This is a genomic window from uncultured Exiguobacterium sp. (assembly GCF_964277885.1).
GTDB lineage: Bacteria > Bacillota > Bacilli > Exiguobacteriales > Exiguobacteriaceae > Exiguobacterium_A.
On record NZ_CAXYJR010000005.1, the window covers coordinates 1,631,039 to 1,654,834 of the forward strand.

Sequence of the window (23,796 nt, forward strand, 5' to 3'; positions counted from 1 at the left end):
TGCGCTTTCACAACGAGCGTATTACTTCGTCCGTTGTTTTCTAAAGCGTTGGACGGAACGAATCACTGATACGGATCCACCGATGATCGCACCGACACCGACGACGATGCCCGTTTTGAATTTCGTCCCCTGTTTTTCGGATGTATGCGTTGCTTGATTGTGTTCAAAGAGTTGTTGGAGGGGCGACGACGTCTCGACTTCGAGAATTTTCGATGCATCCTGATGCACGTCTTCTCTACGTTCGACACTACAAGGTGACAGATAGAATGGGTTCAAGTTCGTCCGGTACCGATCCGGATTCCAGTTGGCTTGCTGAACAACTGCTTGGGCGTCTTCCGTCTGTGCTTGATCCTTGATTGGATCGAATTCTTGTTTCATCTGAATCACTCCTCTTCACGTTCAAAACCTGTAGACCGATTTACGTCTGAAGTTTTATTTACCTGTTTTTCAAACATTTAAAACATGCATTTGAAAAATTAGTTTACTGTTTTGTGAACATTAGCCGAAATAGGCATGATAGAGCCGCTTCGCGTTGACGAGATCGCCCTCCCCATGAATCAAGACACGACCATCCCGAAAAGCGACCATCCGATGTTCGTCTGTCGTAAACGCGAGCAAGTAGGGATTGTGAGCAGAAATCGCAACAATCGGCTCGAGACGTTGTTTCAACTGTACCAGATCCCGTTGTCCGTCTCCCCGTATCTGAACAGCATCCCGACCGCACAGTGCCGTGAAACGAACCGTTTGATCCGATAAGTAAGGGTAGGACGGTTCGATTCCGCACGACAGACACTCCGTTTGCTTCAGTGACTGAACGTTGATTTGTTGGAACGTATTCGACCAGACATCAAATGCAAGCAAGCGAGTCCGCATGGCGTCCTTCTGTCCGCTCAGCCACTTCAATGCTTCCGCCACCTGCAAGGATGCGACCATCTGTACAGCGGGTCCGATGATCCCTGCTGTATCACACGTCTCCTGATCTCGCGGTAATTGATCGAGCAGACAATGCAGACATGGCGTCTCCCCGGGACGGACGGTAAACGTGATTCCGTAACTGCCGACACAACCACCATAAATCCACGGAATCGAGCGCAATAACGCCATATCGTTCATCAGCAAACGAATATCGAAATTGTCTGTCGCATCGATGATTAAATCGATATCATCGAGAAGCCATGTCAGCGCTGCCCGGTCGACGTCTACTACATGTGCTTCGATCGCCACTGTCGAATTGATCGCTTCAAGCCGTGCTTTTGCGGCAATCGCTTTTGGTACGATGTGACGCGCATCTTCCTCGGTATACAGCTGTTGGCGTTGTAGATTACTCCACTCGACATAATCGCGGTCGACGATTCGGACGACGCCGACACCGGCGCGAACGAGTTGTTCTGCCGACGCCGTTCCGAGCGCCCCCATGCCGATGATCAGTACCTTTGCTGCAGCTAAGCGTGCTTGTCCCGCTTCCCCGATCGGTTGAAATCGAGTTTGCCGTGAGTAACGGTTCATCGAATCAATCCACTTGTCGGACTACTCGCGACCGCATACTGTTTCTTCTCAATTCGTCCCGCTTCGTAACCAAGGCGCCCTGCTTCGACAGCTAGTCGCATTGCGTGCGCCATCTTGACCGGATCTTTCGCATGGGCGACAGCGGAGTTCAATAAGACGCCGTCCGCACCGAGTTCCATCGCATAGGCGACATCGGTCGGTGAACCGATTCCGGCGTCGACGATGACCGGCACCGTCGTCTGCTCGATGATGAATTGCAAATGGAGCGGATTGAGGATCCCTTGCCCGGAGCCGATTGGTGACGCCGCCGGCATGATGGCGTGACAACCAAGTTCTTCGAGTCGTCGTGCAAGGACGACGTCGTCCGACGTATACGGTAAGACGATGAAGCCTTCTTTAAGTAATTCTTCAGAAGCCCGTAACGTCTCGATCGGGTCAGGTAATAACGTCTTGTCGCAACCGATCACTTCGACCTTAACCATGTCGCACATACCGGATGCCCGCGCAAGCTTCGCCAACCGAACGGCTTCTTCTGCTGTCTTCGCACCAGCCGTGTTCGGTAGTAGATCGTACTTCGTTAAATCAAGCGACTCCAAAAAATTCGCTTGTTGTTTATCAAAAATATCAAGCCGGCGAACGGCAAACGTCAAGATTTGTGAGGCGGACGCATCGATTGCTTCCTGCTGTACTGTAGCATCCGTATATTTCCCCGTTCCGAGTAATAACCGTGATTCAAATGTCTTTTCTCCAATTTTCAGCATGTTTATCCTCCTCCTACGAAATGAACGATTTCAAATGTGTCATTGTCTCGAACGACCGTCTGACCATATGCCGTACGATCGATGATTTGTCGATTCTGTTCGACGATGACGAGCTTTTCCCCTAAGCCGAGTTGCGTGAGCATGTCCTCGATCGTCTCAATCTGTTCGATCGTGTGGTCATTGCCGTTAATCGTAATGTTCATCGGACTTCCTCCTTCTGAATCAACCGTAATGTATTTGCCAAGACTTCCGCCGTCGCCGGTGCGAGTAAGATGCCATGCCGATGATGCCCCGTCGCTAGGAAGATCCGACGGGATGAATCGGCGACTCCGATATATGGCAAGCCGGACGCCGTTTGTGGTCGTACACCGGACCAAATTTCTTCGACGACCGCGTCACGAATCGGTGGATACAGTCGTTCTGCTGCTTGAAGCAGTGACGTGATCCCAGCGACACTGACACCGACCGTTTCATCGTACGGCAGTTCGGTCGCACCAATCAAAATTCGTCCGTCTGCTTTTGGCACAAGGTAGACAGCGTCGTCAAACAGAATCGAGCGTAACGGCTGACCCGCGAGACGGACGGCGAGACATTCCCCTTTGCCCCCATATGTCGCGATCGAAATACCAGCTGTATCGAGCAAGGCTTGCGACCCGCGTCCGGCAGCGATCGTCACCGTTCGCCCGGTCCACGTTCTCGCATTCGACTCGACCTTGATGAAGTCGTCACTCTCCTCAATACACGTGACGTCCACTTGTTCTTCAATCAATACGCCGCGCTTTCGTAAGGCATATATCAAGGCAGTCGTCAGTTGTCGTGGATCGATTTGACCGACAGACGAAAATAAATGCTCGCGTCCCTCACGCTTCAACAAAAACGGTTGTTCCCGGTACCCACAATCGATACCCGTCTCTCGCTCAAGACGACGTGCAAGCAACGGATACAGACGACGACTACGTGCGGCAAGTGTATGCAATTCTGCTCTCAGCTCAATGTCCGTCGCAAGCATCCCGGCAGCTGCGCGGCTTGTCCCTTGTCCGCATGTTCCACGTTCTAAGACGACGACGGATTCGTTCTGACAGGCAAGACTGTAAGCAAGCGTCAAACCGATGACTCCCCCACCGATGATGATGTGATCCGTCATACGCGAACCCCCTGGTAACGCCTGATGGCGGCGAGTGGATCCGCTTGACCGAGAATACCCGATAAGACAGCGATTCCGGTTGCACCGGTCGCTGCGATTTCAGGCATGCGTTCTGGGGTGATCCCGCCGATCGCGATGACCGGTTTCGTCGTGAAGCTGACGACTTGCTTCAAGGCGTCGATTCCCCGTGGCGGCACATTCGGCTTCGACGCTGTCGAATAAATATGACCGTACAGCAGTCGGTCGGCTCCTTCCGCTTCTGCTGCCAGTGCCTCTGCTAATGAATGGACCGATTTCCCAATGACGAGATTCGGAAAATGACGTCGGACATCACGGACACGCAAGGACCGGCGCGTCAACTGCACACCGATGCCGGCGACATGGGCGACATCGACACGGTCATGAACCGTTAACTGCTCAGGCGAATAACCATGCGCAAGGAGCGCGTCGATTAGATCAAGCAATTCTGCTGCCGATAAGTTCGGTTCACGTAGATGCAGCTGATCCGTATAAGGTTGAAGGGATTGAAAGGTCTTTATTTCGTCAAGCGGATGGATGGATCCCGTCGAAATCAGATGTAAACGCATCATGCTCTTCCTTTCCATACGAAAAAGGACCACTCCCGATGTTGAAGGGAGTGGTCCGAAAATGCGCTGAAGCGCTAAGGATATCTAAGGTTTCGAGCCACTTCCCTCCGCTAGTACGAACTAGATCAGGTTCAAAGGGTCCGGATACTTCCGTCTCAGTCTGCTGGGAGACTCCCCTAGTGTCTTTTCGTGTTTAATTGGCTTGCCCCATTAGTCTAGCATGAGTCGCTTTGCTTCGCTAGTCCTAGTTGAGCGCTCTCACTTGCTGAATCAACTCCGATTTCGTTGGTCGCTGTTGCTCTTGACTGTCGGCATACGTCTGCTTCAGCTTCAGGATTCGCATCACTTTAGCATCGAGCATCGCAGGCGTCAGCGTTTTGTCTTTGACAGCTTGCATTACTTCAGCATGAACTTTTGCGTATGCACCTGCCTCTGAAAACATTGCCATATCAGCTCCGTTGACGAGCGACTGACGTGCCGCTTCCGCGAGACCATATTGTTTCGTGATCGCTCCCATGACGAGATCATCCGTGATGATGACACCGTTGAATCCGAGTTGCTGACGCAAGAGGTCAGTCAAGATCGGCTTCGAGAGCGAGGACGGATGCTGATTGTCATACGCGGGATAGAGAATATGGGCGACCATCACCATCTCAGCGCCTGCTTGAATCGCTTCTTGGAACGGTAACAGTTCCGTCCGCTTCAATTCTTCCTTTGATGCCGTCACTTTCGGTAGCCCGACATGGGAATCGACACTCGTATTGCCGTGACCCGGAAAATGTTTGACGACCGGAATCGTTCCCGTCTCCTGCATCCCGTGCATCAGGGCCGTACCAAGCGTCGCGACGATCTTCGGATCAGCACTGAACGCACGGTCGCCGATGATCGGGTTGTTCGGATTACTGTTGACGTCGAGGACCGGTGCGAAGTCCATGTTGAAGCCATAAAAACGTGACAAATGTCCGAGAGTACGTCCGACATCTTCCATTTTCGCATCATCTGCTCCTTGCGCCATCCGTTGATTCGTTGGTAGACGTAATCGTTGATCCGGTACCCGGCTGACGCGTCCACCTTCTTCGTCAATGCCGACGAACGCATACGGTTTTTGATTCGTCTCTTGAATCGCACGCGTGAACGTTAACAGTTGTTCTTCCGACGTGATGTTTCCACCGAGTAGTAAGACCCCACCAATCGCATGCGTCTGCAACAGTTTTCGGTCAGCTGCTGAGAGTTCCGTGCCGGCGACTCCGATATAGAGCAGTTGATCGACCTTCTCGGACGCCGACATCGTTGCCAATTGCTGCTTTAGTTTTGCTTGTTGTCGTTCTTCTTTCGTCGGCTCAGGCTTCGGTTTCTTTTCTTCTGTCGGTTGCTTCGTTTCTGGTTGTGATGGTTTCGTTGGTTCCGTCGTCTCCTGCGCACACCCTGCAAGCAACAGACAACCGATCAGTACGACTTTTTTCACAAAGGATCCTCGCTCCGGACACCATTGATCGAATAGTAGACGGAAATCTCAGCGTTCAGGGATTGCGAGACCGAACAATATTTATCTTTTGATAATGAGATGGCGCGACGGACCTTATCTTCCGGGAGATCACCTTCGAGCCGGTAATGAATCGAGATCGACGTAAAACGCCGCGGATGGTCCTCTGCCCGTTCTCCTTCGATATCCATTTCGAAATGGGTGATCGTCAAGCGCATCTTCTCTAAAATCGAGACGATATCGATTCCAGTACAGCCGGCAACGGCATGTAGCAGTAGTTCAGTCGGTCGCGGCGCTTGATTTTCGCCACCGTTCTCTGGTGCTGCATCCATCGCAAGATGATGCCCTGATTCCGTCTGTCCACTAAATCCCATCTGTTTGTTCCATGTCACTGTCGCTTGCATCGTTTCCACTCCTTTATAAGTAGTCTTCTTCTGTAGTATACGCAAAAAACAGTACTCCTGGAAATTCACACGCTATTTTGAATAATGGTTCTTTTCCCGAAATCTCGCTTTGCGATACCCGACGAAATCGTTTCATGCTATTCTGTTACTCATAGTTTCGCGCGCAAGCGCCAGAATTGAGGAATTATTCATGTCACCTACTACTCGTTTAAGTCGACACGATTGGCTGTTGATTGCCACGTTGTCGCTCCTGACATTCGTTCTCGGAACAAGCGAATTCGTCATCGTCGGGATCCTCGCTGAAATCTCCTCAGCTCTTGATATCACGATCGCAACAGCCGGTACGCTCGTCTCGGCATTTGCCATCTCCTTTGCAATCGGTACACCGATCGTCATGTCGCTAACCGGTCATCTGGAACGACGTCGCCTGATCTTACGTCTCTTACTCGCCTGGGTCTTACTGAATCTTGCCAGTAGTTTTGCTCCAAGTTACGAAGTATTGCTTGCCACACGTATTCTGACAGCGATCCTGACTGGTGTCTTGATCTCACTCGCGATGGTCGTCGCAAGTGACGGAGTTCCCGTCGCAAAGCGCGGTGTCGCCGTCTCGTTCATTTTCGGTGGCTTTACACTCGCGAATGTCCTCGGTGTCCCAATCGGAACCTTTATTGGTCAACATGCTGGCTTCGAAGCCACGTTCTGGCTGACAACAGTCATGGGATTGATTGCGTTTGTCGCCGTATGGAAGATTGTTCCGGTCCAACAATCGACGGGTTCCGGTTCAATCAAGGAGCAGCTTGGACTGCTCGCTAATCCGCGAATCCTGATCGCCTTCTTTATTCCGTCATTTGGATTCGGGGCAACCTACGTCGTCTACACGTACCTCGTGCCGATCCTGCAAACAGAACTCGGGATTGCGAAGACATGGATCAGTCCGATCCTGCTCGCTTACGGCGTCGTTTCGATCTTCAGTAACATTCTTGCCGGCAAGATTGCTAGCAAAAATCCGATGGGACGCTTACGGTTCGTCTTCGTCGTACAAGCGATTGTCCTTGCTGCATTATACTTCACGACAGCATCCCTTCCGCTTGGTCTGTTCAACATCGCCTTGATGTCGTTGATGTCGATTTTACTGACGACTTCGACACAAATCTACTTGATTGACCTCGCTGAAAAGTTCAATCCAGAAGCGAAAGGACTAGCCGCTTCATTGATGCCGGTTGCGAGTAACGTCGGGATTGCCTTCGGTTCGGCACTCGGTGGCATCGTCTATGCGAACGGTCCGATGATGAACACGGCACTCGTCGGTGGACTGGTCGCGCTCGTTGCTGCTTTATTGACTACAATCAGTCATCGCCTCGATCAACGGCCATGAAACCGTTACCTTATCCTTTTTTGTAACAGGTCGATGACGGTTCGATGACGTTATGATGATAGTCCCCATCTCGCTGATGATTTTTCAGTATGATGGGGACTATGTTGTAGTAGAGGAGTGTCTGAAAGTGAAAGTATTACACATCATCGGTCTCGGTCTATTGACGGTCATCCGACTCTGGCTCGGAATCCAGTGGTTCATCGCTGGAATCGGTAAGTACATCAATGGCTTCGATGCAAAACCGTTTCTCGAAGGAGCGCTCGCGAAGTCAACGGGCGAAGACGCACTCGTCAGTTCCTGGTATGCGACGTGGATCGAGCAACTCGCCTTACCGAACGTCGGGCTGATCAACGCCTTGATTCCGTTCGCGGAACTCGTCGTCGGGATTCTGTTGATTCTTAGTCTGTTGACAGTTCCTGCACTGGTCGTCGGAAGCATCATGAATCTCAATTACTTACTCGCTGGGACGATTGCGTTGAATCCAGTCTTCTTAGCAGCGTCTATCGCCTTACTTGCTGCAGGACGCTTTGCGTATTACATCGGCATCGATCACTGGATCATCCGCTGGTATCGCTCGTCACAGCAACCGCATCCCCTTGATCGGATTCCGGTCTAACGAAAAAACTCTCCCGCGTGCGGGAGAGTTATTTTTTTTGTTGCTCGAGAATCGTCTGTTGTGTCGGAACCCCGCCGACTGAGACTGTCCGCTCGAGGAACAGATAAGGTTTTCCATCGACTTCAAAGCGACGATCACCGAGATAACGCGCCGAGTGCCCATCCGTTGCGAGCTTTTGTTCGATTGCTGCGACATGTTCGTCGAGTGAATAATAGCGATCGTCGAACGTCAGCGTGATGTTTTTCTTGCGGTATCCGAGTAAGAAATTGTAGTAGAACCAGTACATAGCACCTGCGAATACGACAAAAATCAAAAATTGCATGTGAGTTCCCCCTTTGTATAGTTTTTATACGTTGGAAGAAAACAGGAGGTTTCAAATATTTCACTATTTTTTCGTGGTTCAGTTGATTGTCATCTCGTTGAGTTGAAGGTTACTCTTAGGCATGTCATATTTGATTGTTCCGTCGTATCGAACTTCTTCAGTCTGTGCATCTAAAACAAGGATAGATGTGCCATTTTTCTTTGTCTCAATGAGAGCATAGACTAAACCATTATCAAGAGTAGTTGAAGCAAAGCGCTGTACTTCGTTTAAATCTCGTTTTGGTAAATCAAAACGATGCTGCGTGAATTGCTTCGTTCGTAAGTCATACGTCGACCATTTGATTTTCGTTTCAGTCATGTTCTCTGTCATCCCTACAACCGCACCTTCATCTATCAGACGTATATCCCACATTTCTTCACGCTCAAGAAACTTTAATCGTGTCGATGTTGTGTTGTCTCTCAGATAAACTTTTGTCTTAGCATCATTAGTCATCTTTCGGTATAAGACGCGATTCTGATAGATGGCGAGTACCTCATCGTCTTCTGTTAATTGAAATGGTAAATCCATAAGTTGGACTGTTTTTTTCTTTAAATCAATCACGTAGATATGATTTGTACCTTGTTTTTGTACAACATCGCCAATTCGTTTGACATATAACTTCTGTTTCGTTCGTTGAAATGGTTGATAGTAGATCCCTTCGGTCTTTGCCGGTTTTGGTAAAGAAACAGTCTGCACCTTTTCCGTGCCACGTTTCCATGATTGTAGATCCCATGATCCATCTTCATTGACGTGTAATCCAAATACCTCTTTGTCTTGCTCATATCGTGATAATTCGATTTGGTTCATGAAATGCCGGAAACTACGCGGGGCATCCGTCACATCGGAGTAATCTCTTGCGAATTCAGACAAATAATTCGTTCGCTTTTTTTCAATTTCTCCTTTTAACGTAACTTCGTAATCTGTTTTATAACTCTCAGGATCATTGAATTTGAATTGAAGTTGCTTCACCAACGGATCACTTGGAGTTCCCTGTATTGTTTGAACTTTGAATGTAGGCTCCTCTGTTGAAGAAGAGTACACGATGTAGACTCCAAGTGTCAAAATACAAATGACTCCCAAACACAATATATATTTATAGGTTCGCATAGTATACTCCTTACACCGTAATTTTTCGTTGTAGTAATCGAAGACTTTTCCAGATCATGTACACGAAGTAACAGAGACTTAACCCAATCAGAAGAAACATCGCCTCTGTCTCCAGTAAGTAACGCGTCTCATCTAAAAGCGCTAATATACCAATCGTTAAAGCAACAGGAACAAAAGTTTCAAGTCCAATTCTGATAATGGCTTTTCCTTTACGGAATGAACGTTCGATTAAAACCAACAAGAAAATAAAACTGACGATGAATAGTGAAATGGCGAGAATGATCCCTAAGTCGACCAGATTCATCGTATAAAAATCGTTCATCACGTTTCGGACTGGACTTAAGTCACTTTGATTTTGATATTCCGGCTGAATCAACCAATCAAACAGATAAAAACCTAATTGCAATACACACCACTGAATGCCAATAAAACTTACGATGATTAAAAAGACTGTCGTCAATTTTGAGAAGAAAATGCTTGCTCGGTTTCCTGGAAGCATCAATAATCGATAAATATACTTTGTTTCTCCTAACCAATCCCGATACCAAATTTGAATCGCATGGATGACAACAATCGCCATTCCAATCAAAATCATATAACTAAAGAAAGAGGACGCCTCAGAGTATCCGAGAGTATCGATTTGTTTCAGTGCTTCTGCGACAGATACTCGATTAAGTTCCATGAAATTCTCGACTTTCCGTGCGTGATACATGACTTGGGCAACGATTGATACTAACTCAATTGCTACCATAGCAAGTACGACAATCACATAAAGCTTAAAACTCCGCTTAATCTCTTCGTTCGTCAATTGTATGTATTGTTTCATCGCTGATAGACCTCCCGCATCCGGTCCTGGACCGATTTCCCGTACAGTTCCCGCATCTCTTCCGTCTCATGTTCATCGATGATTCGACCGTCCTGTAAGAAGACGACCCGGTCGATCAAGTGCTCGATTTCCTGAATTTCGTGTGTCGTCATCAGGATACCGCGTCCTTCCATGAAGTGACTCGAGAATAGTCCTGCGATCTGTTCTTTCGTAAACAGATCGATCCCAGCGAATGGTTCGTCGAGTAGTAAGTAAGGACGATCGAGCGCAAAACCAAGAATCAAACTGACCTTCGCCTGGTTTCCTTTTGATAAGTCCGTAATTTTATCTGTCGATAACAGCTGGAAGATCCGCATCAGTTCATCCGCTGTCGCCTGGTTCCAGTCGGAGTAATAATCTGCCATATACGTCAGCGCATCTCCGACCGTCATGTAGCCGGGCATCGTTTGGATGTCCGGAACGAAGGCGATCTTGTTTCGATTGACCTCGCCATCGACGAGAACTGTTCCGGCGTTGACTGGGACGAGACCTGCGATTGCCTTCAGGATTGTCGATTTTCCTTCACCGTTCAAACCGATCAGACACGTCAGTTGATCCATCGGAACCGAGAACGAGACTCCTTGAAGAACCGGTTTTTTCCCGTACTTCTTTTGTAAGCCATGGACTTCAAGCATCGATCTTCCTCCGTTCCGTTTCCTGATAGACGGTCTCGACCTTCGAGACGACCTCATCGAGTGGGATTTGAATCGCTTTGACGGCATCGATGAATTCAGAGACGGCTTCTTCAAGCATCTCGGCACGTACTTTTTGGACGACTTGTGGATCACGTGTAATCTTACTCGGGACATTCCGTTCTGTTGTAATCAATTGCTGCTCCTCCATCTCTTTGTATGCTTTTTGTGCGGTATTCGGATTGATTCCGAGCTGTGCGGCGATTTCGCGGCGGGACGGGATTTCTTGCCCGCTCTGCAATTCCTCGGTCGCGATTCGTTGTTTGAACCAACGGACGACCTGCAGGTACACCGGACTTCTTTGATCGAACTGCATCGGTAGACCTCCCTTTCCTGTTTAATGTATTAAAACAATAATACACTTCTCTTCTGTATCATACTCACCATACAGTTTGACTGTCAAGATAGTTTGTCTTCTTTATCACGAAAAAACCACCATCCGATTTTGGATGGTGGTCACTTCACTCGTTAATAGGGATTCGGATCTTCCTGCGGTGTATCCGGAATCTCGGTCGGTTCCGGGAACGTATCCGGTTCCGGCTGACGGACTGGGTCCTCCTGTGGCGTATTTGGTACTTCGCTCGGTGGTGACTGTGGGATCTCGTCCGGTTGATGATTCGGTTCACGTTCTGGCACTTCATTCGGATTCTTCTTCATCTTGATCTCCCCCTTAAGACGTGATGTAATCGCCGCCGTTGATATGAATCGTCTGACCTGTGACGTAACTTGAATCGCGGGAGGCGAGATAGACATAGGCCGCTGCATTCTCAGACGGTTGACCCCGACGCTTCATTAACGTGTTTTCCCCGTGTGCCTCCACTTTTTCCTTCGTGAACGTCGCTGGAATGAGCGGTGTCCAAATCGGACCGGGCGCGACGGCATTGACCCGAATCCCTTGTTTGATCAAGCTTGATGCAAGTGAACGCGTCAATGTCGCGATTGCTCCCTTCGTCGCCGAATAATCGATCAACGTTGGTGCACCGGCGTATGCTGTCACGGACGAGGTATTGATGATCGTGTCTTCTTTTTTTAGATGCGGCAATGCGGCTTGCGTCAGGTAGACAATCGAGAATACATTTGTCTCGAACGTTTCTCGGAGTTGATCCGGTGTGATGGCTAGAAAGTCATCTTGCGGGAATTGTTTTCCGGCATTATTAACGAGAATGTTCAATTGTCCAAACTCTGCGATGACGGTATCGATGATTGGTTTCGCGTGTTCTGGTCGACTAATATCCTTCGCGATCTTTAATGCTTTGACGCCGTATGATGCAATGGTTTCCACCGTTTTTTCAGCGTCTTTCCCTTCATTTAAGTAAACAATCGCAACATTCGCTCCTTCTTTGGCGAAAGCGACGGCAACAGCACGCCCGATTCCACTATCCCCACCGGTAATCAAAGCGACTTTTCCTTTTAACTTACCTGAACCGACATAATCTGGATCATCGTAGATCGGTTCCGGTTTCATGACATATTCGATGCCCGGCTGTCTCTCCTGCGTCTGTCCTCGTGCTTCCTGGTGTAACGCTTCGAACTGCTCTTCCCTCATAAACGTTCCACTCCCTCATCGCTGACATAATGAATCATATGTTCAACGATTCCCTTGCGAAGTATATGTAAACGCTTTTCTAAAAAAGTCAGATGTCATTCGTCAACAGTGTCGGGAATGTACTTGTTCGGAGCATATGTGTGAGTTCACTTGGATACAATGTATATTGATCTAACTTCTCGAACGGTACGAATCGATATGTCAATCCTTCACCCTCTGGTCCATAGAAGTCATCCGTTGAGAGCGGTAGCGGTTCACGGCACGTTACTTCATAAAACATTCCTAGTTCGTGAAATTGGTGCTCCGCATAATCAAAGAAGTTTTCATGCAGGAAACGAAAGACCGGTGGTTCGATCGATTGTCCTAGTTCTTCAATTAGTTCACGTTCAATTGCTTTTGCACCACTCTCACCAAACTGCACGCGCCCGCCCGGCAAGGACCAAAATTCATCTTCTCCTTGCCGGTGAATCAATAGATGTCCATTCTGTATGAGCAACGCTACCGCGCGAATATTAAGTTTTTTTTGATCTACTGTAAACGTTAAGTCCATCTTATTTCCCACTCTCTTGTTTAGTTATATCCCATACTTTCTCATCATTTCCCATGATTGCATTTTGTCATCAAATTCATCTCGTTGTAACATAAATTCATCTTGATTTTAAAGGATTTTCGAATTGAATGAATGCTCAACATTACAACAAATGTTATTAGAATATATTTTAGCAATCGAATTGAAATACAATTGTCTGATAGTTGAATGCTATACTCTCGTTAGTCAAATGACCGCATCACTCACTTCAATACACACTAAACGCATCCACTTCTATAGATGTCATTTCCGACGACAACACTAGATATTCAACTTAGGAGGAACATTCATGAAACGAACAATCACGACGTTAGCAATGAGCGCCCTCGTTGTTTCAGGTTTTGCAGCTACGGGTATAGGTAAAGTTGAAGCCGCTTCTGGCTCATCGTATAAAGTAAAGATTAAAGCAGACGGACTTCGCGTCCGGACTGGCCCATCGTTAAAACACCGCATCGTCGACGGCGTCAATGCGGGTCAAACATTCAAATACCTCGGTCGGACAGGGAACTGGACGAAAATCATGCATAAAGGCGAAAAACGCTACGTCTATTCTGGTTACGTCAAGAAGTACAGTACTTCTAGTAAATCAGCGAAAAAGGCATCGTTCTCTTCGTCGACTGGATTCATGCGTCCGACCAGCGGACCAATCACGCAAGGATATGGAAATGCTAGCGGTAAGTACGGCTACACATTCCATAACGGCATCGATTTCGGAGCACCGACTGGAACTCCAGTTAAAGCAGCCGCTGCCGGAAAAGTCATCAAGTCGTCATATGAGGGAGCTTATGGCAACCATGTCATGGTCGAACATAATGTGAACGGCATTTCTTACACAACTGTGTATGCTCACCTTAGCAAACGTTCTGTTTTCGTCGGTCAATCGATTCCGAAAGGTGCGAACATCGGAGCTGTCGGTAGCACTGGTAACTCATTCGGATCTCACTTGCACTTCGAGATTCACCGTGGAAACTACGTCTATAGCGGTTCATCTGCAGCAAGCAGTGTTAACCCACTCGCTTTCCTATAAATACTTTTAAGGTACCTCATTGGAGGTACCTTTTTATATGTACATGGCATTATATCATATCCAACACTATCTAATATTGTCAATTTTATACTTATATCATTTTAATTCGAGTCACAAAAAAATCACTTTTTCTAAAAAGAAAAAGTGATTTTAAAATAAGTCATCAAGAAGAAGCCCGTTTCGCATGATATGCTTTCGAATAGCGATCAGCTGCGATAATGGCATCCGCGACTTCGTCCGCTGTGACGTTGAAACCGCTATGGATCGTCTCGCCTTCAGCTGTCGCCGCCTCGCCGACTTTGACGATATCTTCACGAGAAGCATCCTTTAGCTTGACGTCTTCGAGCGTCACCGGTAGACCAAGATCCGTGTAGAGCGCGATGTAGCGTTCAATCTCCTCTTGTGGATGTTCTTCGAGCGCCAACTGGACGAGTGTACCAAAGGCGACCTTCTCTCCGTGTGTCAAGTGGTGAATCTCACCGTCAAGCGCCGTGAACCCGTTATGGATCGCATGAGCTGCAGCTAACCCACCACTCTCGAAACCGAGTCCACTTAAGAGCGTATTCGCCTCAACGACGGCTTCAAGTGCCGGCGTAACGACTTGCGCTTGAACAGATTCATACGCCAAGCGTCCATGCTCGAACAAGACTTCCTCACACCGTTTGGCGATCGCTTGTGCCGCAATCGTCGGTCGTCCTCCTGCCATCGTCTGTCCACCAAAAGCGACGACACTCCGGACCTCGACCCACGTCGCGAGCGCATCGGCAATTCCAGACGCAAAGAAACGCGCTGGTGCTTGAGCGATCAGCTTCGTATCGACGAGAACGAGATCGGGATTCTTCTTATAGAAGCGATAACTTTCGAAAATCCCTTCGTCAGAATAGATGACCGAGAGGGCACTCGTCGGGGCATCGGTCGAAGCAAGCGTCGGGACGATGACGACGGACACGTTCAGCTCATCCGAGACGGCTTTTGCCGTATCGAGCGTTTTTCCGCCTCCCACACCCATGACGAACCGGACATCTGCCGCTTGTGCTTGCTCAGCGATTCGTTTCACTTCATGCCGTGAGGCTTCACCACTGAAGTCCGCTTTCTCGATGCCGACGTTTTCGCCGGACAACGAATGCTCGACACGTTCCTTGACGATTTCCCAGACGACATCATCCGCGATGACAAGCGCTTTTTCACCGAACGGGCTCACATATGTACCGAGCCGGTCAATGACATCCTTTCCTTGGACATACTTTGAGGGACTAATGAAGACACGTTCTGACATGTTTCAACATCCTTTCTGTAAGGGACACGATGATCAATGACATACAGTAGAGGAATTGCCTTTTCCGCTTACGTTTAAACCCCATCAAGTCGAATCATTTTGACAAAACGGGTACTCTTTCAAGTGCTTGAACAATAAGAAGTCGATCACTTTTTAAACGCTTGTCTGGATCAGGACCGAACCATTCGAGACTTGCCGTCAAGTGATCGAGATGACCTGAAACGTCTTCAAAGAACTGGTGATAATCGACGATACCTTCAAACAATGGAACCATCCCTTCCCGCGATCCGCTTGCCGCATAGACATTCGTCGGTTCAAAGACTGAGAACTGATCAACATTCGCCACTGTTTTTAAATGTAGATGATCCACATACGATGCGAGTCTGAAGTATGCTTCGACGGGATCTGCCTTTGATTCGATGACGTGTAAAACGTCAAAGTTGATCCGACATGCCGGGTGGTTGATCGCTTGTAATAAACGTATCGTTGCCTCTACCGTATCTGTTGCCGTGTTCGGATGAAATTCAAGTAATAATCGCTGTCCTGCAGAATCAAGGACACGGCAAATCCCCTTCAACCGATAAACGAGTTGATCCCATTTGGCATCGGATAAGGTATGGCTCGCCTCATTCCCCGCAAAGATGCGGATACGCTCCGTTCCGATTCGTGTCGCTAATCGTGAGAGTCGTTTTGTCTCCGCAAGTAGTTCTGACATCGGTGCGTTTAAATTTAAATAATGACTTAACATACTGACATTCAGATGGGACGATTTCAGCCGATCGACTTCTTCCGTTCTTAAATGTTCAGCATGAACACCCCAAATATCAATAGCGTCAAAGTGTTCTTCTGAAGCAAAATCGATCAAATCATTAAATGAACGCAGATGATGCCGATAGCTGATCGTACAGAGTGCGAGTTTCATGTTCAATCCCCTCCTGTCGTTGATACGCATGGAACGTGTCGACGAGTTGCCGTTTAATGGCACTCTCCCGTGCCCATTGTTCTTCAATCACTCGTTCGATTTCTAAATACACTTCCGGTTGACGCGTTACAGCATATTTGACAGCCCGATGTTGGATGACAGAGTATTGATTGACAAGTGTTTCAACCTCATCCGTCCATTCTTCAAAATCAGATGTCTGCAAGTCGCGTCCGATCGCCTCATATAAATAAGCAAATGCGTGCTCATAGGCATATTTTCGAATGGCAATGACAGGTAACTGCTTTAAGGCATTCGGTAATCCCTCAGGCTGTTCACGATAGTGATGCACAACACGTTTGACTGCCTCAGTCAATGGATGATGTACGTTTAGACAACTCATGAAATAGGCACTTACCGTCGTCGCGTCTGGTATTCGAACATCCGTATTTCGACACGAAAATCCACCAGCGACAGCAGGATGGCGTACCGCTGCAAGAATACGTTCTCTTTCTAGTTCACCTTCATACCGGAAATCAGGATCAAGCATGTTCCATATTTCCGGATCTTCTGTCGCCTCTAACATGACGTAGTGGGGAAACACATCATGGTGAAATTTATTTTCGCGCTCAGGTAGACTAGCTAAATCCAACATGACGATCACTGACTCGTCCTTATTTTTCTGTTCAATCCGTTGAATCAGCTGAGTGATGTTTTCTTCTTTTGATTGTTTGTGATCGTACCATTCTTCGACTGGGATTCCGTAAAGACGTTCATACCAAACAAGCATCTCCTGATGGTTAATTGTTTCATCATGATGCGAGAGGACATAATCGGCTGACAAGGAAAACGAAGAATCCCACACGCCAAAGTAATAGGGACGGTGGTCCGCGTCCGATCGTTTGATCGTCTCGCAGACGCAACTGACGAGACAGTGTACTTTAATCATGAATGACCTCCTGTAAAACAGACATCAACTCTTCTACTCGCATTTTGGGCAGGGCTGACATGTGCTCATCGGGAATCACTAACCCGTGTTCCAATTCAAGGTGAAGCAACAGATGAATCAAGCGCATCGAATCCAGTCCTAGATCATCTCGTAGAGAGTCTGTTGTCGAGACAGCGACAGATGATGACCATTCGAGCTGTTCGATCAGTATATCTTCGAATTGCGCAATCGTTAAACGGGACATGTTTGTTCCCCCAATCGTTTTCTACTCACTTTCCCATTCGCAGACAGTTCGATTTGCTCAACGAGTTGCCACTCCGTCGGTCGTTGATGAGGTGCGAGATGCTGCGTGCAATGTTGTTTCAGATCTTCCTCCGATGCCGTCGTCACGAGTTGAGCGCAAACGCGCTCTCCTTGGAACGCATCCATTCGTTTAAAGACGACAACAGCCTCGACGGTTGGCAGCTGATACAAGACATCTTCGACTTCCCCGGGATAGACGGATAAGCCAGACACATTGATCATCTCATCGAGTCGGCTAAGAAAATGCAGCCCGTCTTCAACGTACATTAAATCCTTCGTACCAATCCGTACGCCTTGTTGCGAAACGACTAATTCTGCTGGTTTTTCCTTCGTTCCAGTTTCAATCTCAAGATGATCTAGTGGAAAGCCGATCGCTTGCGGACTCGGCGGATTCGGATGAAGTGCGATACAGCCGATTTCTGAACAGCCATATTGTTGAAGCAAATGATGTGTCTTCCGTTCAATCGAACGGAACCACTTTTCTGGTAATGTCATCCCGGAAATCATCACTGCGTGAACGGATTCCGGGAACAAACTCATCGCATACGCCAGTCCCGGTGCCGTATAGATGATCGCGTCCGGATGCAAACGATGGATTGCTAGCACATGACGTGGTGAGAAGTCTTGTAGGATGACTGGTGTTGCTCCGCGTCTTAAAGTCGCGAACACTCCACACAGTAATCCGAATGAGTGCGTCGTCGGACAAGCAATGATCGTCGCTTTCGTCGTCAGCGGAAAACTGTTCGTATAAGCATTCAGTTCCGTCTCGATCGACTCCCATGTCCGGTGAATGATTTTTGGTTGCCCCGTCGTACCGGAACTGAATTGAATCAATCCACCCGCACGTTTTTCCGCTTCCGGAAGCGGAATGATGGTCTCTTGATAAATCAAATAGCCACATCCGGCTTGTATCGCTAGACGCTCAGCACCAGAAACAGGCGTCTCCGGATGAATGGGAAGAATTGTTCCATTCATACGTCGCATCGCAAGACAGAGGGCTAACCATGCTTTTGTATCTGACGTACAGATGGCTACGGTCTTCCCTTCCGTTATGAACGATTGCTTCACCAGTTCGTGTGTCGTCAATTCTTCTTCTGTCACCCATTCTTTCTCAATCCATAGCATGATTGACTTCCTCTCCTCGTTGAACTAGTGAATTTTTTACATCAATTTGATTCGTCAAACCAAACCGTGGTGCCAGTAAGGCTTCTGCCGTTACTCTTTGTTCGTACCATCCGATTCGTTCTAATCGGTCCCGATCAATCGGCAATCTCTCAATCGTCTGATGAATCCAATCAAAGAACGTCGCTTGACTCAAGTTCTCCGTCTGTTCAAGTTGATACGCTAGTTCCGTCAAATGGTAGACGAATAATGTATCGTACAGCAGCTCGCGTAAGGCAAGCGGGTGTGACATTTCGTAATAGGTGTTGAGCGGTGCATCAAAATCAGGATGTAGCCTCTTAAAGTCGGGTACATCCGATGGATCGTCGAGTAACTCGGTGACGAACTCGACGCTGTCATGAAAATCACGGAGAATGATCCGTTCCGGCCATCCGTCCCGTAAGACAAGTAACGTATTTTGAGCGTGAGCTTCCACACCGATCCCTTTCTCGATCACGAGTCGGATGACTGGTTCGAGATAGACGACGAAGAATCGACGAAGCCACCGTTCATGACCATATCGTTCCAACCACGGACCTAAAAAATGTCGTCCATCCACCTCGATTTGAGCAAGTGCAGTCAAAGGAATGACCCGTTCCTCCGTGTGAACATACGTCAAGACGTTTTCTCGAAAGACACAACCGACCCGACCTGTAAGTGGACCGCTCGAGCTGACGCAGGAAGCAAATTCAGATAGCATCGTCACCGGCAATTCACTCGCCTGTTTTTTCAACCAATCCGATACCGCAGGAGCAGCCACGACATTCGGCACGGAAAAAGTCCGAACGGCTGACGTTTGCTTCAAGTCGAGAGGCAATTTGATATGCGGTAGTTCGGGATGACCTGGACAAAAAACGGTTCGAATCGACTGCGTCGCTTGCACGAATACCCCGCCTTCGCCTAAGTCGATACCTCCGACTTGTACCACCTCTTGCTTGATACGTGACCATTGCCATGGGTGGACAGGAAGAATCTGATAATCGGTTTGATTGAGTTCTTCCAGTTTGACTAAAAACATATGTAGAAGCGGTTTTCCAAGGATCAGTGGAATAGGTAGGATTCCATTGCCTTGAACGAGCGTAGAAGGCAAGGCAATCCAGTGCAACTGAAATCGATTGCCCGCTTCAGGTCCGTATGCTTCGTGATCAGCTCGCGAAAAGCCAATCCTTGATTTATAACAAGGATGATAGGGATGCCCTTCGATGATGGTCTGCTCCAACTCTTCAAAATTCAAGCCTGCTCGGTGGATTGGTAGACGATATCGCTGCGACAAGTCATCGAAATCATGTGTACGTCGTAACTCTTCCTGAAAGTCATCCGAGATCGGCAACTGCGTCAAGAGATGCTCAAACCAGTCGTTGACGCCAGATGACTTCGATGAGCGTAACGTCTTGATGTCGAGCCGTATTCGATCAAAAGGACCGCGTTTTCCTTCAACTGTCACTTCACTATCTTTTATGTGGAATGTAAAACGATGCTTCGTTCCGTTGTTCATTTCAGTAAAAGGAAGAATCCGCTCAAAAAACAGACTCTCAAGAAGTTGTTTGCAGATGCGTGTTTTGCTGTCGTAAAGCATAGTTGCCCTCCCGTAGCGGATTATCCAAGTCGACAAAACAAACCCGTTCTCCCTCGACTTCGAGTTCATCGAGTCCTTGTAGGCGTGTTAGTAAATTCGCCTTGTATGGAAGTGTCGGCGATTCTAACAACATCAAAAGCCAAGCTTTGCCTCGCCCTTCTAGACTTTTAACTCGTACTTGACACCATTCGTGCAGTAACGCGATAGCAACTTCTTCCTTTAATAATGTGTCTGCTGCCAATCGGTCGATGATACTCGCTAGGTGGTTCCAAATCATGTAGTACGTCAAACGCTCAGCAATGACTTCTTCTGTGTAGAACAACGTCGTATGCTTCAGTTCCGGTTCCAGCAGAGTAAAGGAATCTCGATTCGTGTCTGCTAAGTAATAGCCTTGATTATCCCGGACGTGATATCGAACCGGCCATCCGTTTTCGAATGTGATGAGACTATTTTGCTGATGCGCTTCGAGTCCGATTCCTTGTTCCTCATACAGTGTAACGATCGCTCCTAACGTCAACTCCAGGTACTGTTTCCACCACCGAGTGACATGTTTCGATGCGATTGATCCCGACTGCCGGATGAGCCGCAGCAGGAGCGATTCTGAATTCGGTAATGCCGGTTGGACGAGTACCGCAACATTTACCGCGTGAGGTGCTGGCTCTCGCAAAATGACTTCGAATCCGGTCTCTTCTTTAGTCCGGATCGCTAAATATGCAGGATCGTGAATAAGGTCAAACGTATCCGGCAGAGACAGATGACAAAACAAGCGATACATCAGATAACCAGCCTCTAATTCGTGTCGCTTGTTGACGCGTCTTGAGTTCGTCACTTGGACAGGGATGGATAACTTCAACATATGACTTCGGTCGAGTGCTTCGACGGTCCTGATCGACGAAGTTGCGTTATAGAGTGGTCCAGATGCGCCATGATAACGAATAATATCTTTCTCAATCCATTGCTCGACTGTCGGCTGGTGCAACAGATACTCGGCTTGAAGTGGATGAATCGGAACGAGTCGCTCTTGCGCTGTCACTTGAATCGAATCACCCAGTTGATTTTCCATCAGCTGACTGATTGTCTCGTAGCTACCTGAACGTTCTTCGACCAATGTCTCATGTACTGTAAAATAGTGAAGTTGAAACGGTTGACGGAATTCAGGCGCATACGCCTTTTGTTGCCAGTCGGTCATACCGACTCTACTTTTCGGGGTCGGATGGAACCAATGACCACACCACAAGCGTTGTTCATAATCGATGAACGTCTCTTGCTCTTGTGCGTCCAGTTGTTCCTCTAAAATCAATTGTACTGTCCGGTGACTGTCAAGAACGCGAAAGAGTAAGTCCGTTTGATTCGGGTCTTTTTGTTGAAGCTTGATGCAACAAGTGATGATACAGGACATGGCTGAAACTTCCCGCCATCCGTTACTTGTCTCTTCACGGATCCTTCCAATCTCGTGACGTCCGATGATGGAACGACGTTTGATTTCGATGAGATACGGTTTCATCCAATAAAAAGAGGATATCTCAGATACATCAAACGGTCGTTCGTTGACCCATTCGCCCAGGTTCACTTCTCTGATGTAGCTGTTCATGAACGATTGAAGCGTCACCTCGGTCGCTAATCGCTTGATTTGTTCTTCGCATGTTCGCACGCTCTACTCCTCCTCTTATTGAAAATCATTCTCATTCCACATCAATAGAAAAACGGGTTTCCCCGTTTTTGATGGTGCGTATACGCACTTATTCTAAGTAAAACGTTTTCAAGTTCCTTCAATCCGTTTTCATAATCGATTAAATGCCAGAAGTCACATATCGTCGTAAGATTTAACACAAAATCAAACAAACGATCCTTTCTAACATCCATACAACAAGGCAACGACTTTTTAGGTTCATTAATCAGCATTCTCTGCCTCATTATGAACTCCATCTGTAATGATAATCATTATCAATGGTGAGTGACATGGATTTTCTTTTCATTCTTCATGGACAAACAATACAGTTACTATCGCTGATATAATTATGCAATTGACGTAACATATGCATTCTCCCAAGTGGTCCCCACGGATCCCAATCGACACTGTCTGGGTAAAATATACGCCCAGTCCTAACGGCACGAAGGGTTTGCCACTCCGCCGTTCCTCGAATTCGTTCTACATCTGCAGGTTGACTCCACAGTATGAACAAACCATCCGGATCCAACTGCTGTAATATTTCTAAGCTGATTGTCATGTAGACGGTGTGCGGAAGTCCTTCCACGGCTTGTAAACCGATTTCACTGAACAGAAAATCTAACATCGTATGTCCTGTTCGTCCGTACAGTCGGATTTCTGAGTCTCTGATCCAAATGACTGCCCATGTCACATTCCGATTGAATTCGAACTGCTGCTTCACAATTGTTTCAAGCGTCTCGACTTCGTTGATGATGTCAGTCGTTCGCTCAAGCGTATCGGTTGCCGTAGCAACAGCATATAAGTAATCCTTCCAACAAGTTTGTTTCGAAATATCGATGACCGAACAAGACGTCAACATAGGTGGTGATTCACCTCGTATCGGTGTCCGTAAAACGAGATCGAGATTTGAGGTCTCGAACCATTCTGGTAAAATCGTTACTGACGCGTCGTATAGTCGTGTACCTTCGAGTTCATTTAAATAGTCTGGCACACCGTTCGAACGATATTGTGTCGGAAAAGACGGTGCGATGACAGGTTGAATGCCAAGTGCCAATAAGTGATCTTGTAACAACGCTTGACTCCAGATTCCGACCCGTGGAATCAACCGTTTCCGGTACTGACTTGGTGATAGTCCCTCACGTTTTTTAAAGAGACGGCTGAAATAAAATTCATCATTGATTGATGCACGTTCTGCAATCTCAGCAATCGTCCAATCTGGATGTGCAATCATCCACTCCTTCGCCCGTTGCATCCGCAATTGATGAATCAGTTCCTTTGGTGATTGATCGTAGTGCTTTTTGAATTGGCGGGAAAATGTCGGCAGTGACATGTTCAACTCATTTGCCAAGTCACTGACTGTTCGTGATTTTCCGAGTTCTTCTAACCACTGGGACGTCACTTCCTCAAACGTCTGCTCATGACGACGTTCACTTAATTGCTCGAGCAGTTGATACAGATAACGATGCTGTCTAAGAGAACCGGTCATTGTGTTTGGACATCCGCGCATTCGTTCTAAACACTCTACTAGTTCATCAGTTGGTTGACGATAGACTGGAAATGGCGTCAATGTAACCTCTAATTGATACAATAAACAATGCCCTTCCTGAACGATAAATCGTTCACCTGGTTTTATAATGAAACAAGCTTCGCCCGATTCTAAACGTTTTCTTTCCGTGTAGGTAAAGCCAACACCTTGTATAACGACAATCAAGCCCGGTCGTATCGCTAATTGTCCTCCTTTCTGTAAAGCTTGTTTTCTAACTCGAAATGTATGTAGTGATTCTGTCATTTCAACTCACTCCTAAAAAACATGTACCATCTGACGCTTTGCCGTGTCCGTTCAATCTTAATCAATATGAAAGAAAGTCTTCGAGATACTT

Annotated in this window: 27 protein-coding genes and 1 riboswitch; of the genes, 3 read left to right on the top strand and 24 right to left on the bottom strand. The window is 47.5% G+C overall.

The genetic code is table 11. The annotated features are described in order from the left end of the window. Window positions 1-21: 21 nt before the first annotated feature. The 8 genes from ACHWTJ_RS10435 to ACHWTJ_RS10470 form a co-directional block, all read right to left on the bottom strand. Window positions 22-378 (bottom strand): hypothetical protein, encoded by a 357-nt coding sequence (locus tag ACHWTJ_RS10435; protein WP_223041649.1) that lies wholly within the window; start codon window positions 376-378, stop codon window positions 22-24. 120 nt (window positions 379-498) lie between these two features. Continuing rightward, window positions 499-1,506 (bottom strand): ThiF family adenylyltransferase, encoded by a 1,008-nt coding sequence (locus tag ACHWTJ_RS10440; RefSeq protein ID WP_294747087.1) that lies wholly within the window; start codon window positions 1,504-1,506, stop codon window positions 499-501. Further along, on the bottom strand, window positions 1,503-2,267 hold the full coding sequence (locus ACHWTJ_RS10445; RefSeq protein ID WP_294742248.1) for a thiazole synthase: 765 nt from the start codon (window positions 2,265-2,267) through the stop codon (window positions 1,503-1,505). Before ACHWTJ_RS10445 ends, ACHWTJ_RS10440 begins: the two co-directional genes overlap by 4 nt. Before the next feature lie 2 nt (window positions 2,268-2,269). After that, on the bottom strand, window positions 2,270-2,470 hold the full coding sequence (gene thiS / locus ACHWTJ_RS10450; protein ID WP_294742249.1) for a sulfur carrier protein ThiS: 201 nt from the start codon (window positions 2,468-2,470) through the stop codon (window positions 2,270-2,272). Further along, window positions 2,467-3,411 (bottom strand): FAD-dependent oxidoreductase, encoded by a 945-nt coding sequence (locus ACHWTJ_RS10455; RefSeq protein WP_394679668.1) that lies wholly within the window; start codon window positions 3,409-3,411, stop codon window positions 2,467-2,469. The genes thiS and ACHWTJ_RS10455 overlap by 4 nt, the downstream gene beginning before the upstream one ends. After that, window positions 3,408-4,001 (bottom strand): thiamine phosphate synthase, encoded by a 594-nt coding sequence (locus ACHWTJ_RS10460; protein ID WP_394679669.1) that lies wholly within the window; start codon window positions 3,999-4,001, stop codon window positions 3,408-3,410. Before ACHWTJ_RS10460 ends, ACHWTJ_RS10455 begins: the two co-directional genes overlap by 4 nt. A gap of 82 nt (window positions 4,002-4,083) precedes the next feature. Further along, a riboswitch (TPP riboswitch) is annotated at window positions 4,084-4,186 on the bottom strand. 56 nt (window positions 4,187-4,242) lie between these two features. After that, entirely contained in the window at window positions 4,243-5,463 is a 1,221-nt protein-coding gene (nagZ, locus tag ACHWTJ_RS10465; protein ID WP_394679670.1) for a beta-N-acetylhexosaminidase, read from the bottom strand. After that, window positions 5,460-5,885 carry an OsmC family protein gene (locus tag ACHWTJ_RS10470; RefSeq protein ID WP_023467853.1) on the bottom strand — a complete coding sequence of 142 codons (426 nt, stop codon included), beginning with the start codon at window positions 5,883-5,885 and terminating at the stop codon, window positions 5,460-5,462. The genes nagZ and ACHWTJ_RS10470 overlap by 4 nt, the downstream gene beginning before the upstream one ends. Before the next feature lie 190 nt (window positions 5,886-6,075). On the opposite strand from ACHWTJ_RS10470, the gene ACHWTJ_RS10475 reads away from it, so the two are divergent. Together ACHWTJ_RS10475 and ACHWTJ_RS10480 are read left to right on the top strand one after the other, a co-directional pair. After that, entirely contained in the window at window positions 6,076-7,260 is a 1,185-nt protein-coding gene (locus ACHWTJ_RS10475; protein ID WP_394679671.1) for an MFS transporter, read from the top strand. Window positions 7,261-7,387: 127 nt separating this feature from the next. Then, window positions 7,388-7,876 (top strand): DoxX family membrane protein, encoded by a 489-nt coding sequence (locus ACHWTJ_RS10480; RefSeq protein WP_394679672.1) that lies wholly within the window; start codon window positions 7,388-7,390, stop codon window positions 7,874-7,876. 28 nt (window positions 7,877-7,904) lie between these two features. On the opposite strand, the gene ACHWTJ_RS10485 is transcribed toward ACHWTJ_RS10480, so the two are convergent. The 8 genes from ACHWTJ_RS10485 to ACHWTJ_RS10520 form a co-directional block, all read right to left on the bottom strand. Next, window positions 7,905-8,198, bottom strand: coding sequence for a hypothetical protein (locus tag ACHWTJ_RS10485; protein ID WP_075642106.1), 294 nt, complete (start codon window positions 8,196-8,198; stop codon window positions 7,905-7,907). A gap of 78 nt (window positions 8,199-8,276) precedes the next feature. Then, window positions 8,277-9,344 (bottom strand): hypothetical protein, encoded by a 1,068-nt coding sequence (locus ACHWTJ_RS10490; RefSeq protein WP_394679673.1) that lies wholly within the window; start codon window positions 9,342-9,344, stop codon window positions 8,277-8,279. A 10-nt stretch (window positions 9,345-9,354) separates the two neighbouring features. Next, complete coding sequence (locus ACHWTJ_RS10495) at window positions 9,355-10,170, bottom strand: hypothetical protein (protein ID WP_394679674.1); 816 nt, start codon at window positions 10,168-10,170, stop codon at window positions 9,355-9,357. Continuing rightward, on the bottom strand, window positions 10,167-10,844 hold the full coding sequence (locus ACHWTJ_RS10500; RefSeq protein WP_055967275.1) for an ABC transporter ATP-binding protein: 678 nt from the start codon (window positions 10,842-10,844) through the stop codon (window positions 10,167-10,169). Before ACHWTJ_RS10500 ends, ACHWTJ_RS10495 begins: the two co-directional genes overlap by 4 nt. After that, complete coding sequence (locus tag ACHWTJ_RS10505; protein ID WP_023467846.1) at window positions 10,837-11,217, bottom strand: GntR family transcriptional regulator; 381 nt, start codon at window positions 11,215-11,217, stop codon at window positions 10,837-10,839. Before ACHWTJ_RS10505 ends, ACHWTJ_RS10500 begins: the two co-directional genes overlap by 8 nt. A gap of 152 nt (window positions 11,218-11,369) precedes the next feature. Further along, on the bottom strand, window positions 11,370-11,558 hold the full coding sequence (locus ACHWTJ_RS10510) for a hypothetical protein (RefSeq protein WP_394679675.1): 189 nt from the start codon (window positions 11,556-11,558) through the stop codon (window positions 11,370-11,372). Window positions 11,559-11,571: 13 nt separating this feature from the next. Continuing rightward, entirely contained in the window at window positions 11,572-12,447 is an 876-nt protein-coding gene (locus tag ACHWTJ_RS10515; protein ID WP_394679676.1) for an SDR family oxidoreductase, read from the bottom strand. Window positions 12,448-12,535: 88 nt separating this feature from the next. Further along, a complete protein-coding gene (locus tag ACHWTJ_RS10520; protein ID WP_394679677.1) occupies window positions 12,536-12,997 on the bottom strand; it encodes an NUDIX hydrolase in 462 nt (153 codons plus the stop codon). Window positions 12,998-13,325: 328 nt separating this feature from the next. Here ACHWTJ_RS10520 and ACHWTJ_RS10525 point away from each other — a divergent pair, with 328 nt between their 5' ends. Next, window positions 13,326-14,063 (top strand): peptidoglycan DD-metalloendopeptidase family protein, encoded by a 738-nt coding sequence (locus tag ACHWTJ_RS10525; RefSeq protein WP_394679678.1) that lies wholly within the window; start codon window positions 13,326-13,328, stop codon window positions 14,061-14,063. 163 nt (window positions 14,064-14,226) lie between these two features. On the opposite strand, the gene ACHWTJ_RS10530 is transcribed toward ACHWTJ_RS10525, so the two are convergent. From ACHWTJ_RS10530 to ACHWTJ_RS10565, 8 genes are all read right to left on the bottom strand, one after another. Next, window positions 14,227-15,339, bottom strand: coding sequence for a glycerol dehydrogenase (locus ACHWTJ_RS10530; protein ID WP_394679679.1), 1,113 nt, complete (start codon window positions 15,337-15,339; stop codon window positions 14,227-14,229). A gap of 94 nt (window positions 15,340-15,433) precedes the next feature. Continuing rightward, window positions 15,434-16,261, bottom strand: coding sequence for a sugar phosphate isomerase/epimerase family protein (locus ACHWTJ_RS10535; RefSeq protein WP_394679680.1), 828 nt, complete (start codon window positions 16,259-16,261; stop codon window positions 15,434-15,436). Further along, window positions 16,209-17,207, bottom strand: coding sequence for a DUF6005 family protein (locus tag ACHWTJ_RS10540; RefSeq protein WP_394679681.1), 999 nt, complete (start codon window positions 17,205-17,207; stop codon window positions 16,209-16,211). The genes ACHWTJ_RS10535 and ACHWTJ_RS10540 overlap by 53 nt, the downstream gene beginning before the upstream one ends. After that, window positions 17,200-17,451, bottom strand: coding sequence for a phosphopantetheine-binding protein (locus tag ACHWTJ_RS10545; protein ID WP_294749707.1), 252 nt, complete (start codon window positions 17,449-17,451; stop codon window positions 17,200-17,202). The genes ACHWTJ_RS10540 and ACHWTJ_RS10545 overlap by 8 nt, the downstream gene beginning before the upstream one ends. Continuing rightward, on the bottom strand, window positions 17,439-18,635 hold the full coding sequence (locus ACHWTJ_RS10550; protein WP_394679682.1) for an AMP-binding protein: 1,197 nt from the start codon (window positions 18,633-18,635) through the stop codon (window positions 17,439-17,441). Before ACHWTJ_RS10550 ends, ACHWTJ_RS10545 begins: the two co-directional genes overlap by 13 nt. Continuing rightward, window positions 18,622-20,247: an IucA/IucC family protein gene (locus tag ACHWTJ_RS10555; protein WP_394679683.1), complete on the bottom strand. Its 1,626-nt coding sequence runs from the start codon at window positions 20,245-20,247 to the stop codon at window positions 18,622-18,624. The genes ACHWTJ_RS10550 and ACHWTJ_RS10555 overlap by 14 nt, the downstream gene beginning before the upstream one ends. Beyond that, window positions 20,204-21,898, bottom strand: coding sequence for an IucA/IucC family protein (locus ACHWTJ_RS10560; RefSeq protein WP_394679684.1), 1,695 nt, complete (start codon window positions 21,896-21,898; stop codon window positions 20,204-20,206). The genes ACHWTJ_RS10555 and ACHWTJ_RS10560 overlap by 44 nt, the downstream gene beginning before the upstream one ends. A 328-nt stretch (window positions 21,899-22,226) precedes the next feature. Next, a complete protein-coding gene (locus ACHWTJ_RS10565; RefSeq protein WP_394679685.1) occupies window positions 22,227-23,705 on the bottom strand; it encodes an AraC family transcriptional regulator in 1,479 nt (492 codons plus the stop codon). Between the last annotated feature and the right edge of the window lie 91 nt (window positions 23,706-23,796).

What these genes read in the sequence shown, in the direction of transcription:
- thiS (WP_294742249.1), bottom strand. Translation starts at nt 2,470, where the DNA reads ATGAACATTACGATTAACGGCAATGACCACACGATCGAACAGATTGAG.
- ACHWTJ_RS10495 (WP_394679674.1), bottom strand. Translation starts at nt 10,170, where the DNA reads ATGAAACAATACATACAATTGACGAACGAAGAGATTAAGCGGAGTTTT.
- ACHWTJ_RS10555 (WP_394679683.1), bottom strand. Translation starts at nt 20,247, where the DNA reads ATGCTTTACGACAGCAAAACACGCATCTGCAAACAACTTCTTGAGAGT.
- ACHWTJ_RS10535 (WP_394679680.1), bottom strand. Translation starts at nt 16,261, where the DNA reads ATGAAACTCGCACTCTGTACGATCAGCTATCGGCATCATCTGCGTTCA.
- ACHWTJ_RS10505 (WP_023467846.1), bottom strand. Translation starts at nt 11,217, where the DNA reads ATGCAGTTCGATCAAAGAAGTCCGGTGTACCTGCAGGTCGTCCGTTGG.
- ACHWTJ_RS10550 (WP_394679682.1), bottom strand. Translation starts at nt 18,635, where the DNA reads ATGCTATGGATTGAGAAAGAATGGGTGACAGAAGAAGAATTGACGACA.
- ACHWTJ_RS10475 (WP_394679671.1), top strand. Translation starts at nt 6,076, where the DNA reads ATGTCACCTACTACTCGTTTAAGTCGACACGATTGGCTGTTGATTGCC.
- ACHWTJ_RS10520 (WP_394679677.1), bottom strand. Translation starts at nt 12,997, where the DNA reads ATGGACTTAACGTTTACAGTAGATCAAAAAAAACTTAATATTCGCGCG.
- ACHWTJ_RS10440 (WP_294747087.1), bottom strand. Translation starts at nt 1,506, where the DNA reads ATGAACCGTTACTCACGGCAAACTCGATTTCAACCGATCGGGGAAGCG.
- ACHWTJ_RS10490 (WP_394679673.1), bottom strand. Translation starts at nt 9,344, where the DNA reads ATGCGAACCTATAAATATATATTGTGTTTGGGAGTCATTTGTATTTTG.
- ACHWTJ_RS10565 (WP_394679685.1), bottom strand. Translation starts at nt 23,705, where the DNA reads ATGACAGAATCACTACATACATTTCGAGTTAGAAAACAAGCTTTACAG.
- ACHWTJ_RS10470 (WP_023467853.1), bottom strand. Translation starts at nt 5,885, where the DNA reads ATGCAAGCGACAGTGACATGGAACAAACAGATGGGATTTAGTGGACAG.
- ACHWTJ_RS10435 (WP_223041649.1), bottom strand. Translation starts at nt 378, where the DNA reads ATGAAACAAGAATTCGATCCAATCAAGGATCAAGCACAGACGGAAGAC.
- ACHWTJ_RS10460 (WP_394679669.1), bottom strand. Translation starts at nt 4,001, where the DNA reads ATGATGCGTTTACATCTGATTTCGACGGGATCCATCCATCCGCTTGAC.
- ACHWTJ_RS10510 (WP_394679675.1), bottom strand. Translation starts at nt 11,558, where the DNA reads ATGAAGAAGAATCCGAATGAAGTGCCAGAACGTGAACCGAATCATCAA.
- ACHWTJ_RS10525 (WP_394679678.1), top strand. Translation starts at nt 13,326, where the DNA reads ATGAAACGAACAATCACGACGTTAGCAATGAGCGCCCTCGTTGTTTCA.
- ACHWTJ_RS10530 (WP_394679679.1), bottom strand. Translation starts at nt 15,339, where the DNA reads ATGTCAGAACGTGTCTTCATTAGTCCCTCAAAGTATGTCCAAGGAAAG.
- ACHWTJ_RS10500 (WP_055967275.1), bottom strand. Translation starts at nt 10,844, where the DNA reads ATGCTTGAAGTCCATGGCTTACAAAAGAAGTACGGGAAAAAACCGGTT.
- ACHWTJ_RS10540 (WP_394679681.1), bottom strand. Translation starts at nt 17,207, where the DNA reads ATGATTAAAGTACACTGTCTCGTCAGTTGCGTCTGCGAGACGATCAAA.
- ACHWTJ_RS10485 (WP_075642106.1), bottom strand. Translation starts at nt 8,198, where the DNA reads ATGCAATTTTTGATTTTTGTCGTATTCGCAGGTGCTATGTACTGGTTC.
- ACHWTJ_RS10545 (WP_294749707.1), bottom strand. Translation starts at nt 17,451, where the DNA reads ATGTCCCGTTTAACGATTGCGCAATTCGAAGATATACTGATCGAACAG.
- ACHWTJ_RS10515 (WP_394679676.1), bottom strand. Translation starts at nt 12,447, where the DNA reads ATGAGGGAAGAGCAGTTCGAAGCGTTACACCAGGAAGCACGAGGACAG.
- ACHWTJ_RS10455 (WP_394679668.1), bottom strand. Translation starts at nt 3,411, where the DNA reads ATGACGGATCACATCATCATCGGTGGGGGAGTCATCGGTTTGACGCTT.
- ACHWTJ_RS10445 (WP_294742248.1), bottom strand. Translation starts at nt 2,267, where the DNA reads ATGCTGAAAATTGGAGAAAAGACATTTGAATCACGGTTATTACTCGGA.